17 protein-coding genes and 2 pseudogenes are annotated in these 15408 nt (G+C 59.6%); 7 read left to right on the top strand and 12 right to left on the bottom strand.

Annotation, left to right across the window (positions count from 1 at the left end; all coding sequences use genetic code 11):
- Positions 1-73: 73 nt before the first annotated feature.
- The 6 genes and pseudogenes from ACXAED_RS23500 to ubiT form a co-directional block, all read right to left on the bottom strand.
- Positions 74-1570, bottom strand: coding sequence for an LPD7 domain-containing protein (locus tag ACXAED_RS23500; RefSeq protein ID WP_475054099.1), 1497 nt, complete (start codon positions 1568-1570; stop codon positions 74-76).
- A gap of 1 nt (position 1571) precedes the next feature.
- Positions 1572-2192 carry a type IV secretory system conjugative DNA transfer family protein gene (locus ACXAED_RS23495; RefSeq protein ID WP_475054098.1) on the bottom strand — a complete coding sequence of 207 codons (621 nt, stop codon included), beginning with the start codon at positions 2190-2192 and terminating at the stop codon, positions 1572-1574.
- A complete protein-coding gene (locus ACXAED_RS23490) occupies positions 2189-2899 on the bottom strand; it encodes an IS6 family transposase (protein WP_008335478.1) in 711 nt (236 codons plus the stop codon). The genes ACXAED_RS23495 and ACXAED_RS23490 overlap by 4 nt, the downstream gene beginning before the upstream one ends.
- 48 nt (positions 2900-2947) lie before the next feature.
- A pseudogene (locus tag ACXAED_RS23485) lies at positions 2948-3403 on the bottom strand (U32 family peptidase); the annotation flags it as partial.
- Positions 3404-3407: 4 nt separating this feature from the next.
- A complete protein-coding gene (ubiU, locus tag ACXAED_RS23480) occupies positions 3408-4385 on the bottom strand; it encodes a ubiquinone anaerobic biosynthesis protein UbiU (RefSeq protein WP_027233564.1) in 978 nt (325 codons plus the stop codon).
- Positions 4385-4864, bottom strand: a complete 480-nt coding sequence (gene ubiT, locus ACXAED_RS23475; protein WP_245597301.1) for a ubiquinone anaerobic biosynthesis accessory factor UbiT — start codon at positions 4862-4864, stop codon at positions 4385-4387. Before ubiT ends, ubiU begins: the two co-directional genes overlap by 1 nt.
- 199 nt (positions 4865-5063) lie before the next feature.
- Here ubiT and ACXAED_RS23470 point away from each other — a divergent pair, with 199 nt between their 5' ends.
- Together ACXAED_RS23470 and ACXAED_RS23465 are read left to right on the top strand one after the other, a co-directional pair.
- The gene (locus ACXAED_RS23470; protein ID WP_027233566.1) at positions 5064-6572 is read left to right on the top strand and encodes a UbiD family decarboxylase; all 1509 of its coding nucleotides are present in this window, start codon (positions 5064-5066) and stop codon (positions 6570-6572) included.
- Positions 6569-7147, top strand: coding sequence for a UbiX family flavin prenyltransferase (locus ACXAED_RS23465; protein ID WP_027233567.1), 579 nt, complete (start codon positions 6569-6571; stop codon positions 7145-7147). Before ACXAED_RS23470 ends, ACXAED_RS23465 begins: the two co-directional genes overlap by 4 nt.
- 21 nt (positions 7148-7168) lie before the next feature.
- On the opposite strand, the pseudogene ACXAED_RS23460 reads toward ACXAED_RS23465, so the two are convergent.
- Positions 7169-7252: pseudogene (locus ACXAED_RS23460) on the bottom strand (transposase); the annotation flags it as partial.
- Between the two features lie 309 nt (positions 7253-7561).
- Here ACXAED_RS23460 and ACXAED_RS23455 point away from each other — a divergent pair.
- The 3 genes from ACXAED_RS23455 to ACXAED_RS23445 all read left to right on the top strand — a co-directional run bounded on the left by ACXAED_RS23455 (position 7562) and on the right by ACXAED_RS23445 (position 8493).
- Complete coding sequence (locus tag ACXAED_RS23455) at positions 7562-7714, top strand: hypothetical protein (protein WP_154667598.1); 153 nt, start codon at positions 7562-7564, stop codon at positions 7712-7714.
- Positions 7715-7821: 107 nt separating this feature from the next.
- Positions 7822-8136, top strand: coding sequence for a transposase (locus ACXAED_RS23450; protein ID WP_084299294.1), 315 nt, complete (start codon positions 7822-7824; stop codon positions 8134-8136).
- 63 nt (positions 8137-8199) lie between these two features.
- Positions 8200-8493, top strand: coding sequence for a transposase (locus tag ACXAED_RS23445; RefSeq protein ID WP_027233568.1), 294 nt, complete (start codon positions 8200-8202; stop codon positions 8491-8493).
- A gap of 490 nt (positions 8494-8983) precedes the next feature.
- Here ACXAED_RS23445 and ACXAED_RS23440 read toward each other — a convergent pair whose 3' ends face one another.
- Together ACXAED_RS23440 and ACXAED_RS23435 are read right to left on the bottom strand one after the other, a co-directional pair.
- Complete coding sequence (locus ACXAED_RS23440; protein ID WP_475054357.1) at positions 8984-9727, bottom strand: Crp/Fnr family transcriptional regulator; 744 nt, start codon at positions 9725-9727, stop codon at positions 8984-8986.
- A 332-nt stretch (positions 9728-10059) separates the two neighbouring features.
- Positions 10060-10500 (bottom strand): HIT family protein, encoded by a 441-nt coding sequence (locus tag ACXAED_RS23435; protein ID WP_027233571.1) that lies wholly within the window; start codon positions 10498-10500, stop codon positions 10060-10062.
- 463 nt (positions 10501-10963) lie between these two features.
- On the opposite strand from ACXAED_RS23435, the gene ACXAED_RS23430 reads away from it, so the two are divergent.
- Complete coding sequence (locus tag ACXAED_RS23430; protein ID WP_475054095.1) at positions 10964-12112, top strand: HPP family protein; 1149 nt, start codon at positions 10964-10966, stop codon at positions 12110-12112.
- Between the two features lie 171 nt (positions 12113-12283).
- On the opposite strand, the gene ACXAED_RS23425 is transcribed toward ACXAED_RS23430, so the two are convergent.
- The 3 genes from ACXAED_RS23425 to ACXAED_RS23415 form a co-directional block, all read right to left on the bottom strand.
- Positions 12284-12586, bottom strand: coding sequence for a hypothetical protein (locus ACXAED_RS23425; RefSeq protein ID WP_475054092.1), 303 nt, complete (start codon positions 12584-12586; stop codon positions 12284-12286).
- A 302-nt stretch (positions 12587-12888) separates the two neighbouring features.
- The gene (locus tag ACXAED_RS23420; RefSeq protein ID WP_475054089.1) at positions 12889-13533 is read right to left on the bottom strand and encodes a 5-formyltetrahydrofolate cyclo-ligase; all 645 of its coding nucleotides are present in this window, start codon (positions 13531-13533) and stop codon (positions 12889-12891) included.
- Positions 13534-13586: 53 nt separating this feature from the next.
- Entirely contained in the window at positions 13587-14627 is a 1041-nt protein-coding gene (locus tag ACXAED_RS23415) for an NAD(P)H-dependent flavin oxidoreductase (protein WP_475054086.1), read from the bottom strand.
- A gap of 238 nt (positions 14628-14865) precedes the next feature.
- On the opposite strand from ACXAED_RS23415, the gene ACXAED_RS23410 reads away from it, so the two are divergent.
- Positions 14866-15282 (top strand): RrF2 family transcriptional regulator, encoded by a 417-nt coding sequence (locus ACXAED_RS23410; RefSeq protein ID WP_027233574.1) that lies wholly within the window; start codon positions 14866-14868, stop codon positions 15280-15282.
- Positions 15283-15408 lie beyond the last annotated feature (126 nt).

The following is a 15408-nucleotide window of genomic DNA, read 5'->3' as shown; positions in this document are numbered from 1 at the left end:
GTATAGAGCCACCGACTTTGCCGAAACCGGAACCAACACAAGGCGGACACAGGTTGCTGATCTAACCGCCCTTTCACCTTCCGCGTTCGCGGGCCTCTTCACGCTGCCGTTCCTCCAGGTCACCCTGACCTTGCTCCTGAATCTGCGTCTTGCCCATCTCCGCGTTCGTCTGCTGGCCAGCCTTGGCCAGTTTCGCCGCTTCGGCTTCCTGTTCCCTGGTGACATTGGGAAGCTTCTGCACGTCGAATATCTTCCCGACGCGCAGGCTTTCGGCCAGGTTGCCCGACAAATTGGACAGGGCCCTTTCCCGGTCTTCTTCGGGCACTCCGGCGTGGCGCAGTGCGGCATCTGTTTTTGCAACGATGCTGGCGGCTCCTTTCACCTGTTCGTCGCCCGGCTCAAACCGGCGAATGCGGTCCTCCAGGCGATCGGTGGCAGGCTGCTGTTCTCGATCCTTGTCCGGGATTCCACTGGCTTCCGGGTTTGACTGCTGGGCTGCAGGGCCAACCGGTGCGGCTGGCGCTTGCTCCGTAAATTGCGGCTCGTTCATTTTGACCGCGGCTTCAGCGGGTTTCGGGCTCTTTGCCTCCGCACGTTCGATGCCTTCCGCAACCCAATTGCGCCGTTGCACCTCCCGTTCAGAGATTTCGCCGGTCTTTGGATCCTTGATTTGGAGGGTTACAGTTTGGGTGCCATCAGATCGGAGCGTTGCCGTGTCGCCGACCTGCAGGCGGTTCTCCCTGATGATATTCGGCAGGGAAACACCCCAAACCTTGTGCTTCTGACCTGATGCCAGTTCGAGTTCGACGAATGGGGTGTCTTTAGCACCTTCACGGTCACGATAGGGGGCCGTGCCGGTTTCGGTGATCGTGCCGCGAACACCCTTTTCATAGTTCGGCATGTCGATAACGTTGGTGGTCTTGCCACTGTCACCCCGGTCGCCCGCAGATGCTGACGGGGCGGGTGAAGAGCGCCTGGCGTGGCCGGATTTGGCGTCATCCAGGCGCTCAATCACCCGGTCACCAATCAGCTGAGCCCGTCGATCAGATTCTTTGCGGTCCTGTTCGGACGGCCGGTAACCTTGGACCTGCATGCCGTGGGCGGCGCCCTCGATCCACATTTCACGGCGGAAGTCTTCCGGTCCGCGGGCCTTGATACCTTGCCAGCCGCGGTGGGCAGCCAGCTCGATCATGTCCATGGCAGTGACACGGTCGGCATTCCTGGTGGACAGCTTGTCGCCCTTGTCCACGATGGCCGGTCGCTCGTCGTCATAGGCGCGGAACAGCTCCCGCTTGTTCGCGTGTTTCGTGATCAGGAAGCGCTCTTCAAAGTTGCGCGGCATGCCGAAGCGGGATTTGTCCTGAGCGTGCTGCGGGGCAGGGCGGTCCGGTTCGATTTCACCGTCCTGCTGCGGCTGCCGAACCATCGCATCAGAAGCAGGTTCCTGGACATTGACCTTACCGGCGGTTTTTTCCAGCAAACTAGTGCCCGCGGTGTCTTCTTGCGGAACTGCCTGTTCGGGAGCCTGTTGCGGCTCAGGCTGAACAACTTGCTGCCCATGATCTTCCATATCAGGCCCTTTCCTGTTTCTGCGGTTTGTCCGGCACGCCAAGCGCTGCCAGAATGTCGTGCGTGCCCTGCGGTGTTGTCAGTTTTCGGGTGGTGCTCAGCTTGGCGATCTTCTCGGTAAACCCGGCACTGTCGAGCGCCAATTTCTCGAAGGAGATGCCGCTGGGATCCGCCACCTCCTCGTCGGTCATCGGAACCTCGGCGGGTTTGCCGCTGGCCATGTTTGCTTCCTGGAAACCCTTGAGGATTGTGAGCCGGGCCACGGTTTCTTCCAGAGCCGTCAGGCGCTGACGCATTGCCCCGTTCTCGGCTTTCAGGGCGGATAAGTCTTCGCCGAGCTCCCGTTTCGGCACAACAGGGACCTCCGGCGGCTTGATGCGCGAGCGGGCCAGAAACACCTCCTCCGCGTAAAAGCGGATCTTGCGCGCCCGAACCGGGCGCTCGCCGCCGATCAGAACCAGCGCTTCCGTGTCGGGCAGCTCCAGCAGCTCCTGCGGCATCATCAGATCACGCTTCTGCTCGCTCTCGCTGATAGTTGTCGTTTTGCGTTCAGCCAGGTATTTCGACTGGCATTGCCAACTTATTTGCACCCGGCTGAATGCGGCCTGCTCCGCGCCCGTCATGCGGTCATCTCGAGTGCGTAGCCGTTCCAAAGATCAAAGGCATCGGATCGGGCGTGGCGGTACGATGTGGCGGTAAGACGATAGCGGCGGGGACGGAAGAACATGTTGATCTGGTCATGTGCGTCCAGAAATCTCTGAGCCTGTCCGGGTGACTTGAACCGCCCCATGAGTTTCTCTCGCTTGCGGGTAGGCCGATGGGATCCTTCGATCCGGTTGTTCAAGCCCTTGTGCGCCCGATGATCAGCATTCGCCACGAGGTTGCGGATCGGCCTGATGTAACTGCGCAGCTTGTCGGTGATCACGACCCGCGGCGCGCCAAACCGGTCGATCAGCCGCTTCAAGAACCGGCTGGCGGCCTTTGCATTACGTTGCTTTTGCACGAGAATGTCGAGCACATTCCCATTCGCGTCGACTGCCCGCCAAAGCCAGAACTTCACGCCATTGATCGGAACAACGACTTCATCCAAGTGCCATTTGTCACTGGCGCCCGGCCTGTCGCGCTTGATGCAATCGGCGAAATGGCGGCCAAACCGGTTCACCCAGTTCCGGACGGTTTCCCGGCTGACCATCACGCCGCGTTCGGCCAGCAGATCCTCGACATCTGCCGTGCTCAGCGCAAACCGATGGTAAGCCCAGACGGCATAGGAGATGATCTCGCGGGGAAAACGAAAGCCCTTCAGGCGTCGAATTGTCGGCACGGTTTTCATGATGACCGCCTATCCCGACGGAACCCCGTGATCAACTTGGCAATGCCCCTTGCTTGCGCGGGTGAGTGTCTTGACCGACGCAAGCGGCAGCTCCGGCGGCAGGCAGACACGCGTGGCCCCCAGCGATGCCAGCCAGGCCAAAGTGCCCTCGTTGTAGACATTGACCAGCGGCCCCACATGAAAGCCCATGCCCTTGGGCAAATGCGCCAGCGCCGTCAGGTCGTTGATTTCAACCGTCACTCCCATTGCGGCAAGGTCCGCCGTCAGATTGCGCTCGCGCTTGAGGGTGACAAGGGCGAGGCTGGTCAGCACCACCTCCTTGCCCGCTTCCGCCAGCAGAGCAAGCGCCTCGGGGATGCGGTCCTGGTAGAAGGGCAGGCGTTTGGAGCAAACCAGCTCGCCCAGAACGACGCGGTCAACAGGAGCCTCGGCCAAAGCGACATAAAACGCGCTCCAGTTTTCGGCCGGCCAGAAGAATTGGTTCGGCCCGACGGTCAGTTCCATTCTGTTATCTCCAGGTTTTCTTGTAGGCGCCTGTGGTCATCGCCTGACCTTCCGACAGCCGCGCCAGCATGCCGTGCGGCAGCGGCTTGCCTGCCTCCAGCGCATCAACCGAAGCGCGGAAGTTGCGCACGACCTGCGCCACGTAGGACTTCGAGCGCTGACGCCCTTCGATTTTCAGCGCGGTGACACCGGCCTTTCGCAGCTGCGGGATAAGCTGCTCGGCATTGAGGCTGACAGGATCTTCGAACAGGTGGCCGGTCTGGCTGCCGGCGGAGAAGCAGCCTTTGCACAGGGTCGGGTAGGGCGCGGGTTCGTCCTTGGCCACGCGATGGATGGTAAATCCGCCGAGCTTTGCATCCAGGGCGCCATCGTCGTCGCGGTACTCCACATGGCTGGCGGGGGAGCAGACGCCGTTCATGTTGGGCGACAGCCCGGTTGCATAAGACGAGAGCGAACAGCGCCCCTCGGCCATCACACACAGCCCGCCAAAGACAAAGACTTCGGTTTCCACTTCCGTTTCTGCATTGATGGCCGCGATTTCCGGCACCGACAAAACCCGCGGCAGCACCACCCGTTTCACGCCGAAAGTGCTGGCGTAGAAATTAATAATGTCGGCATTGGCGGCCGCAGCCTGGACCGAAAGGTGCAGGCGCAGGCCGGGGTTGATGCGCGCCGCGTAATCCAGCAAGCCGGGGTCCGCCAGTATCACAGCATCCGCGCCTGATAGTGCAGCGTCGTCAATGGCGCGGTGCCAGAGCGACTGGCCGCCTGCGCGGGGAAAGGTGTTGATCGCCACCAGCACCTTGGCGCCGTGGCCATGGGCAAAAGCCACGCCTTCGCGCATCTCCGCGCGGTCAAAGTTGAGGCCCGGGAAATTGCGGGCGTTGGTTTCGTCGTTAAAGCCGCAATAGACAGTATGCGCCCCGGCCTTGACGGCGGCACGCAGGGCCGCGGGAGTTCCTGCGGGGCAAACGATTTCCATTACCATGCCGCTTCATCCTCCGGCCGGGCGAGGGAAACTCCGGTGCGCTGCTCGGCAAAGGCAACGGCCCGCAACAGAAAGCGGGCAAACGGCCCGGACATCGCGGCGATTTCCTGCGACAGGTCCAGTTCTGCATCGTCCACCGCGTTGCGTAGCGCCAGCGCCGCGGCAGTATCGCCTTCGATCACCAGGTCCCGGGAGAAGAACAGTGCATCTCCGTCATAGGCCCCATGCACCAGCCCTATAAGCGCAGCAAGCGGGCCGGAAATCCGGGCATCGCCGTCGCAATTTCCGCGCACTGCGCGGACTTTCGGCTGGCCGCCATTGGCTTCAAGGCAAAGAACAATGGGCAGATCGGCAGGATCCAGGACAAACCGCTTACGGCCGTGCTCGCCCAGGCGACGGAACAGGCCCGGGTGACGCTTGGCAATCCGCCGGGAACAGGCCGTGAGAGAAAGCGATACGGGAACAAGGGGCACGACACGCAGCAGCCGCGCAAGGGCCGCCGGGCAAATTGGAATCTGTGGCTGGGCGTGTGGCAAAAATTAATCCTTTCCCGCCGGTGGCTTCATCTGCAGCGGGTGTATGGCCCCGCACGCGGCCGGAGTTTGACGGCGGACAAATTCGCGGCCCGAAACTTTGCTAGGGATCGGCGGAAATCAGCACTGGAGCGGTCCCATTCGTACTCTTCCGCCATATCCCAGCCTCCGCCATTTCCTGGATTGGTGTGCGTCTAAAGGGCAGTTGCAGAGGATTTCCGATCCGGTTTCCGTGCGCCATCAGATGACGGCGGTGCACCGCACCGTGCTGGAGGCTGGAGGCCCGGTGCTGCAATTCGACCGCCCGGGTCTGGAAAGCGGCCAGGTTTCGGGCATCCCGGTCGTGGTGAACCTGTTCGGGACCGCTGAACGCGTGGCGGCCGGGCTTGGAGTCGCACAGGACGGCCTGGATGATCTGGGAAGCTTTCTTGCGGCGCTCGGATCACCGGCGCCGCCGGATAGCCTGCGCGATGCCTTGTCCCGCTGGCCCATGCTAAAGGCAGCGCTGTCCACCCGTCCGAAGCGGGTGAAATCCGCGCCGGTTCTGGCCGTCACCCGCGAGGGGCCGGATGCCAGCCTGGAGACACTGCCGGTGCAGACCCACTGGCCCGGGGACGCCGGGCCGCTGATCACCTGGCCTGTGGTGCTCACCCGGCCGCATGGCAGCGCGCCGGAAGCAGTCAACTGCTACAATGCGGGGGTCTACCGGACCCAGGTTCTGGATCGCTCGCGGCTGATCATGCGCTGGCTCCCGCACCGCGGCGGCGCTGCACATCACCGCAGCTGGGCGGGAAATGGCGAACCAATGCCGGTTGCCGTGGTTCTGGGGGCAGACCCGGCCACACTGCTGTCCGCGGCGCTGCCCTTGCCGGAAACCGTGTCGGAGCTGACCTTTGCCGGTGCCCTCAGCGGCGTGCGCCCGCGCCTGGTACCCTGCAAGACCATCCCGCTGATGGTGCCCGCCGACGCCGAAATCGTGGTGGAGGGATGGGTGTCAGCCGCGGAAACCGTGCCCGAAGGCCCCTTCGGCGATCACACGGGCTATTACAACCCGGCCGAGCCCTTTCCCGTTATGCGAGTCAGTGCGGTGACCCATAGAGAGAACCCTCTATACCTGTCGACCTATACCGGGCGGCCGCCGGATGAGCCTGCCATCATCGGCGAGGTCTTCAACCGGCTGGCCCTGCCAACGGTCCGGGTGCAGATCCCGGAGATCCGCGACCTGTGGCTGCCTCCTGCTGCCTGTTCCTACCGCATCGCCATTGTCAGTATCGACAAACGCTACCCCGGACAGGCCCGCCGGGTGATGATGGCGCTGTGGGGGATGCTGCCGCAGTTCAGCTATACCAAGATGATGATCACCGTGGACGCCGATGTTGACCCGCGGAACTGGGATGACATCGCTTGGGTGCTGGCCACACGCATGGACCCGAGCCGCGATGTCATGATATTGGAGAATACCCCGATGGATTACTTGGACTTCGCCTCGCCCCAGCCGGGGCTGGCAGGCAAGATCGGCATCGACGCCACAACGAAGATCGGCAGCGAGACTGCCCGCGACTGGGGGCAGGTCATGCAAGCGGATGCAAAAGATCAAGCTTTTGCAGAGGATATAGTGTCCCGGCTGATGCCGGAGCTGATGACATGAGCAAGCATCGGGTTGTGCTGGGGGTCTCGGGTGCCTCCGGGGCCGCGCTAAGCCTGGCGGCCGCACGGCATCTGCTGCAGCTGGGGGCCGAAATTGATCTGGTCACCAGCGCCGCAGCGGAGCGGACCTTGGTCCATGAATGCGGACCGGAAGCCGTGGAAACCCTGAGAAGCATTGCTGCACGCTGCCATCCTGTGCACGATATCGGTGCCGCCATCGCCTCTGGCTCGGTGCCGGTGTCGGGGATGATAGTAGCACCGTGTTCCATGCGCTCCTTGGCTGCCATCGCGCATGGGTTTGACGACAACCTTCTGACCCGGGCAGCGGGTGTGCAGCTGAAAGAGCGCAGGCGCCTAGTCCTTCTGACAAGGGAAACACCGCTGACTTTGGCGCATCTTCGAAACATGGCAGCAGTGACCGAAATGGGTGCCATCGTGATGCCGCCAGTTCCTGCATTCTATCTTGCGCACACAACGTTGACGGATATTGCCAACCAGGTTGCCGCCCGTGCGGTTGACCTGTTGACTGTATCCCCTCCTCGAGCGCAACCTTGGTCACCCGGGCCTGAAGGCTAGCTAGCTACCGCTAACTTTGGTCTGCTTGCCTCCGGTTGAATGCTGCTGTGGCACCAAACCCAACCATGCTGCAACGTCCCGTGCTGTTCTAAAGCGCGCCGGGTCATCGCGCACGCAAAAGCTTGAGTAACCGGATTGAAGGATGCCACGGGCCAACCCGAAAACACAAGAAGCTGATGGGGCAGTTTAAATCTCCCACGCAGGCCTAGAGGTTTCTGGCAGCCCTCGACCAGATGAACACCGTCTTTCGTCCCCGCCGCTATCAACTTTCCGCCGTCTCGTACCGTCATGCAGAGCAGATGCTTTGGACCTCTTGAACAGCTATGCTGCCGAAATGACCGCCTGAAAGGCCGAGGCCTGACCCTTCTCAATCACGCCCAAACGACTTGGCAATCCCGATTAAAGAGTACACCCATGAACAAAAACGAAATCCAGCTTCTAAATAGTTTGGCGAACACATTGCTTGGTATGACAACTGACCCGCGCATTCCTTCGGATGCGAAGCGTATACTTAAAGAGCAAGCTGTTCGCGTCTACCAAATAACTGAAAACCAGTTGAAAGAATGACAGTATCTCCGAAAACCTCGGGCTGACCGGCTTGTCATGTGGTGCCGTGTTGTGTGGATCGGTTTGCCGGCGTAGCTGGTCGTTTGATTTGACAGCGGGATGCCGGGGTGCCTTTCAAGTTCCACACGTCGCGGCGGGATAAATTTGCGAAGGCAAAGTGCCGGGTAACAAACTGGGCCGAATACAACGAGGCCCTGCGACTGCGTGGTAACGTAACGGTCTGGTTCAGCGAGGAAGCAGTGTGTGGATGGTGCGCAGCGCGTTCTGGAAAGCGGAGCGGTCAGCGGCAATATTCTGATGTGGCGATTGAGACCTGCCTTGCCCTGCGCCTTGTGTTCGGTCTGCCGCTTCGGCAAACCCAGAGGTTCGCGCCGATCAAGCGGCCAGCCACGGGCCCGATGTCTCTCACTGTCGATAGTTGAAGTAGTCCCAGGAAACCGGACAGTTGGCTAAGGTGTATCCCAAACCTTTGAAGGGATACGAAAATGGCGATGCACCGAAACTTTATAGATCAGTTTAGGGCCAAGGTTGCGCTCGAGGCGCTGCGTGGTGACAAGATCGTTCAGGAGATCGCGGCGAAGCATCAACTGCATCCGAACCAGGTCAGTACCTGGAACCGGCAGGCCATTGCTGGGATGGCGGACGTGTTCTCCGATGGCAAGCAAAGCGTTCCGACGAAGGCAGAGGTCAAAGAACTGCAAACCAAAATCGGGAGGTTGGCAGTCGAGAATGATGCCCTCCAATCCTCCCGCCAAGCCCAGACATCAGCACCGCGCTGACACCTGAATTTTACAGGCGGTTTGAATGGCCGTTGTCCGGTTGCGTGTTCTTTGGGAAGCGCCGCAGATGGGTTGGGCAGGTTCGAGCCCATACCGGAAATGCTGAAAATTTGCTGCGTACGCACGCTGCGCACCGGTACGCAGCATCGCCGAATTTCTCCCGCTGCACCGCCGAAGGAAATGCGGTTGTACCGGCAGCCTATGACCTGAGCCCCTGGATCTCTTCCCGTTTTGTGTAGAGCCCGCCCAACCAATGGACGGACAAAAAAAGACGAGATTCACCGACGAGCAGATCATTCAGATGATTAAGGAGCAGGGGGAGGTCTTTGAAAAGTGGACGGAGCGGCCAACTCAGGGTTCGCCATCGTAGTCAAACGCTGCAGTACAGATTCACTAGCCCGGTCATTAGCACGGCGCGGAAACTAATATGATGATCGATTTTCACCTGAGGTGATGTTCAATAATTCATTTCTGATGAGTAGGTAAGTTTCTAGGAAATAATCCCACCGTCGCTGTCGTCTCCAGTCATTGAAAACAGAGCCTGGTAGTCCTTGATCAAAACGTATTGGGACCGCAGAATTTCCAGCACACCCTCTTCCTGAAGTTGATGAAGCTGACGGCTGATTGTGGCGGCGGAGAGACCCAGAAAGTTGGCAATTTGGTGGCGTTTGAGCAGCAGGTCCAGCTCTGGAAAGTTGAGATTTTGAAGGCGGTCTGCCATTTGGCGCCGGCGTCGTGTTAGCAGAACCAGATAGCTTGCAACTCTTTCGCGAGCAGTTTTTCTCCCAAGCAAGACCATCCACTTACGAGCGCGCTCGAGTTCTTCAAACTTTCTTTCGAGAAGGTGCCTTGCCAACTCGGGTTCCTGATCGGAAAAGTGCTCAAAATCTTTGACACACAGACAGCAGAGTTCGACTGGGCCCACTGCAACGACCGTATGAGATGCCTGTCTGCGACCTGGGCTTCCCAAAACGTCCGATGGAAAGAGCAACCCTACTATCTGAGACCTGCCATCTTGAAGGCTGCTTTTGATGCAAGCGTGACCCTGAACAATAGTTGCAACGAAAGGCATTTCACGGCCTTTCAAAATCACCGTTTCTCCGTCGCTGAAGCGGCGGTGCCTCTTATCACTTGGCCAGTGACAACCTTGGGGTTGGATATTTACATGCTGAGGCATCGCACAATGTTTGGCAATCTGATTAACAAAATAAGGCAGGTCCGAAACTAGCGGCACCGTCAAAGGAACATCTTTTCCGTATCTAAACAGCTACTAGTTGAGTTGACACTAAGATAGTGTCGCGCGCAATTTCAACCCTTTCCTGACACCCTGCCAACATCCTTTCGATGCTGCCTTTCGCTGTATGAAAGGCTCCTCCACCAGATGGTTAGACCCCTTTAGGGTTCAGGATAAATGTCGACTTCCAAAGCCGAGCCATACCATATTGGCTGTTGCAATCTCTTCCTGCACTCCATGAAATGGAGCCCTCGTGTCGTCACTCGGGCTTGTTCATGCCAATCATGGTTCAGGTAGCCCACCGCCGCCAAGCTGCGGCTGGTGTCCTCCATTCAGCAAGCTTCTGCCAGGCGGGCGCGGATGCGGTCGGCCGTAAGGGCAAGCGCCGCACCGCCGGGGCTCGGGGGCAAAGAAAATTCATCGAAGCCGTCATCGAGATACCGCGCCGAGGTTACATCATGGCGGTGAAACATAGGCACAACATGGGCATGGGCGTGCGGCACGTGGATGCCGGTGTAGAAGAACGAAACGCGCTCAGCGCCCCATTCGCGTTTCATCGCGCGTGCCAACCGCTGACCCGCAGACATGATCCGTAATGCGGTGGGTTCGGGCAGGTCCTCGAACCAGGGATGGTGCTGCTTGGGAATGATCAGGGCGTGGCCTTCGCGGATCGGGTGAAGATCGAGAAACGCAAGCACGAGGTCATCCTCGATGAGCTTGTGTGCGGGCACTTCCGCACGGGCAATCTGGCAAAAGATGCAGGTATCGGTCATTCAAGTCCCCATTCAGCAGCGTCATGCCCGGGCCACGCTACAGCGTCTGGCGCCCGCCGCAAGACAATGCTGAAACGGCTAGGAATTGGCTGACGCTGTACCGTATGTCCGAGGTCGGCCGTGATCCCGCAGCATCACCCATGGGTGCAGCCGCCTGCGGACCGGCAGCTTTCAAATGGCGACCCTGATGCTTCGCCCTCTGAGCAGCTCTGCGATCGCTTCGGGTTCAGACGGTTGCTTCGGGCTGCCTGCCTTCTTCACACCAAGCCTAGCGACCGTATGGGCTTTTGTAGGGGCATGATGCAAGTGCTGCATCTCGGCAAGGCGCCGGCGCCAGGCAGGCCGCCGCTCGCGACCAGCAGGGACGGCCGGCGACCACTGCAGCGGCATCTCAGTTGAATGACAGGTTGAACCTTTAACAAACTGATGAAATTTTGCGCATATCTCATTCGGAGGCGCGCATTTGCTCAATCTGAAATCACTTGGCCCCGCTGTTGCCCGCGTCTCAGGCGTTGAAGCCATACGTGCCGGGTTTGGTGCCCTCATCGGTTTGGGGTTAACCGGGTTTTTTCTTTTGTCTCCTCAAATCGACCCAGAATTGGGCCTCTATCTCGTGGCTCCATTCGGGGCGTCCTCCGTCCTCCTTTTCGCGGTACCAAACAGCCCTCTGGCGCAACCTTGGTCGGCGATTATCGGCAATACCGTTGCTGCCTTAGTGGGCGTGGCCGTCTGCCTTCTGGTGGCGGATCAGACGCTTCGGATCGCCCTGGCGGTGGGCCTTGCGATCACCGCAACCATCCTGTGCCGCGCCGTTCATCCTCCGGCAGGAGCGGTCGCGATGACTGCAGCCATGTCCCCGGACGCCATCGCACAACTGGGTTTCTGGTTCGCGCTTGCACCCATAGCTGTCGGAACGGCAACTCTAGTAGTGCTTGCAACCCTCTATGCAAGGCTCACCGGGCGGCACTACCCGTTCCGGCAATTCGATGATCCTAGTAAGCATGCAACAGGAGACCGCAACCCGACAGAACGGCTCGGACTCTCCGAGCAAGAGCTGACTGGTATCCTTGAACGTTACAGCCAGTCCTTCAATCTCGGCGCCGAGGATCTCGCGCGGCTGATCGGCGCAGCAGAACTTCAGGCCGCAGCTCAGTCTTCTGGCCCCCTGACTGCACAGGATATCATGTCCCGTAGCCTCATCACCGTCGGCTTGAAAACCTCCCTCGGCGAGATCGCGGACTTGTTTCAACAGCATCGGTTTACATCATTGCCTGTCGTGGGGGCCGATGAGGCGTTCAAAGGGGTCATTTTCCAGATGCATCTCATCAACCAGGCTCGGTCCGACGCGCTGCGCCTGAAGCGAGGCTATTGGGCTGCGCTGCGGCGCCTTCTGGACCGTGAATGGCAAAAGCAGATGACTGCGGGGGACATAATGAGCGCAGCTGTACCCCGCGCTACCACCAACACTCCGATTGGTGTGCTGCTCCCAATGATGGCGGACGGGGACACCGATGCTGTCCCCGTGCTCGAATATGGAAAAATCGTCGGCATTGTCACTCGGACGGACCTGATTGCCGCAATCGCCAGAAATACGGCGCGCTGTCGAGGGTGATCCTCAATCCTCCAGCGGGCAGTTATGTAACTGATTGGCATCGGCGAATGTCGGGTTGGTCCGCACCGTGTGAACTTTTCAGAGCCCAAACCTAGCAGCTGCAGCCAATTTTCACTTTGTCCCGCATAGAGTGAGTTCGTGACGGATGTGACTAAGGTCAGCTAGGGCCTGTCACTGATCCCGGCCAGACTTCCGGCATTCTAATTCCGCAAGCTCTGCGAATTGGTCGGCGGCAGCGTTCCATTGAGTGGAAGGTACTTTCGGCCAGCCGTATGCCTCTTGAATTAGTTGCTGGGCAATAAGCACACGTTCCGGGCCTCCAACGGCAATCATCTGACTCTGCATTTCGACTGGCATGTATTGCCGAGTGAACATCACTGTATCTGCCAGCTCTCTGACCTCCTCACAGGATGAGGCGGCGAATACCGCTGCAGGTGAAATGAGACATGCGATAAGTGAAACAACGCGGAACATCACGCTCTCCTTTGGATCGTTGAAGGGAAGCAGGGCAATTGCGCCAGTGCGGCCATGTCCTTGATGGACAGCTTCGGCAAAAGCTGAAATCGCTATTCCCTTAATCGGTATCCAAAATACCTATTTGTGCGATGGGCTTAAGTCAAGCCTCAGATGGCGGCAGGTCGCTCAAAACAATAGCAGTGAAGTCAGCCCGCCAATTGTGAGTGCGCTTCGAACGAGATCCATCTGTCTGCGTAGGCAACATTCCGGTGCCAGGGTTTCAGCCAGCCGTCTGGCACCAATCCGCGTGCTGGCGTTCGTTACGCACCTACTTTTGCGTACCTTTCGCCGCCTTCGGTCAGGATAGCATCCAAAGGAATGTCGTGCGGTTGCGGGAAGATTGTAGGAAGCTGTGCGCTTTCCAAGCCAATGCCAATTGAATAGGGGCGCGGCAACATTGCAGCGAGGGTCCGGTCGAAATATCCGCCACCATAACCCAGCCGGAAACCTCCAGAAGCCCAGCCCACCAGCGGCGCAAGGACAATTCCGGGAATGAGCTCGGGCGAACTGGGCGGCGGAACCGGTATGCTCCAGTCGCCGCGCACCAGCTGAGTATCTGGTGTCCACAGCCGGAAAACCAGCGGCGCAGCCTTGGTCTCGACAATCGGCAGGGTAATGGCGGCGCCCTGTGCGTGCATCTCTGCCATTAGGGGGCGCAGATCGGGTTCGCCCTTGATCGGCCAGTAGAAGGAGATAACACGCCCGTTTGCGCCGGAGAACCGGTTCCGGATCAATTCGCGCAGATGTCCGGCCAGCGCTTCTCCAGCGGACTGACGGATAGCAACCGGCAATGCCAAGCGCTCCGCCCGCAGCCGGTTCCGTTCTGCCTTGCGCCAGCGGGCAACGTCAGCAGTCTGCTGCGGAGAAACCGCCTGCGGGTCGTAATGTCCGGCCTCCGCAGCCATGCAGGGTGAGGAAGCGTATTGTTTCTGATCGGGCGGACCATCAGAACTTCGGCTCATAGTCCTGCTCCGCTGCGGTGCGAAAGGGAGTATCCGAGGATCTGCTCTGCTTCGTTGACAATATCCCCGATACGGCTTGCTGCCGGTACAATCCGGCTGATGGCCCCCGCGCCTTGTCCTGCAAACAGAGCCATTGCCTCAAGGTCTCCAGTTGTTGTCCGCAGAGGAGAATCCGTGCTGAACCGCAGGCGCGGCTGGGATCCGTCCCAGGCGATCGCCTCGCGCGGCAGGGCATCCGGATCGTGGCCCAGGTAGGTGCCGCTGAGTGCTTTGGTCACGCTGTTTTCCAGCACACGCACCGCCGCCCCCATTGGCCAGTTCAAGACGAAGACATCGGTCAGGACAGTATCGCCGCCGGTGGAGGCTGCGACGCGTTCCTTGTGGTAGGGGTGAGCAAAGGATTCATCTGTGGCTAGGAAGGCGGTCCCGCATTGTATGCCGGAGGCACCAATTGACAGAAACCGGGCCAGATCTTCGCCGGAAGAAAGACCCCCTGAGGCAACCACTGGTACAGACACGGCTTCCAGAATTGCTTCGGTAAGGTCGCGGACCGGGCGGCGGCCATGGACATGACCGCCTGCCTCGATCCCTTGCGCGATGATCACATCCGCGCCGGCCGCCTCTGCCGCGCGGGCGGCCTCAACTGTGCCGACCTGGTGCAAGACGAGGCAGCCTGCCGCCTTCACCCGGAAAACGGCATCGGGCACGACATCCCAAAAGAAAGTGAAGGCCGGAACACCGAGTTCCAGGCAGCAGCTGATCTGGGCATCAAGCAATCCAGGCTCGGTGGCTGCGGGGATGACATTCACCGCAAAGGGACGGTCAGTTGCGGCCCTGAGTTTTGTGACTTCTTCGGTGATCAGGTCCGGGCTTTCGCGCACCATTCCAAGCATGCCAAAGCCGCCGGCTTGGGAGACGGCGGCAGCAAGTTCCCAGCGGGATACGCCGCCCATGCCAGCCAGGAGGACCGGGTGGTCACATCCCAGCAACTTGCAAAGCGGAGCGTGCAGTGGATTGTCAATTTTCTGGCCGCTCATTCGACTATGCTCCCTTTGGCGCAAACAGTGGAAATGGCGCCCAAGGTAAGCCGCTCCACTCAATTGCGGGCTGTTCAAATCAGTCAGCGCCGATGGTTCACCGGCGAAACCACTGCCTGCGGCACATAACACGTCCGAGTGATGTGGCGGCATAGACTTGGCTGGCCTGCTTCACTCATTGAGCCTAAGTATCTTAATTGGTACAGTAAATACTTATTATAGCCGAAGGGAACCCCGCATGCGCCTAACATCTTTCACGGACTACGGACTTCGAATGCTGATGAGGATGGCGAGCCAGCCAGAGCAAGGGTTCTCGACTGCCGATCTGGCTGAGGAGTTCGGCCTTTCCCGAAATCACCTGACGAAAATCATGCAGCGGCTGGCGCGCGCCGGAATTGTTGAAACCCGGCGCGGTGCTGGTGGCGGCGCCTTCTTGTGCATGCCTGCGAAAAACATCCGTCTTGGTGAAATTGTTGAGCTGCTCGAGCAAGGACAGGCGCTGGTTGAATGCTTTGGCGCCGACGGAGGCGATTGCACGATAGATGGACGCTGCCGCTTGAAAGCCAGGCTGCGCCAGGCTGAAGCGGTATTCCTAGAGGATCTGAATCAGACAACACTTGCGGATATCGCATTACCGACACAAAGCGCAGCCTGAGGGGGCAAGGCGGAAGGCCATGTTCTCGCCTCATGCCGTCAGGCGAAACAAATCCTGGATATGCACCAGAACCTCAGGGCCTTCACACTGGCTGTGCCTGCAAGGACGGCTGCGGAAGATCCGGTC

It is taken from the genome of Leisingera sp. ABM4_103 (assembly GCF_056158685.1).
Note: the sequence above shows the minus strand (reverse complement) of the source record. Positions and strands in the feature narration are given on the sequence as shown.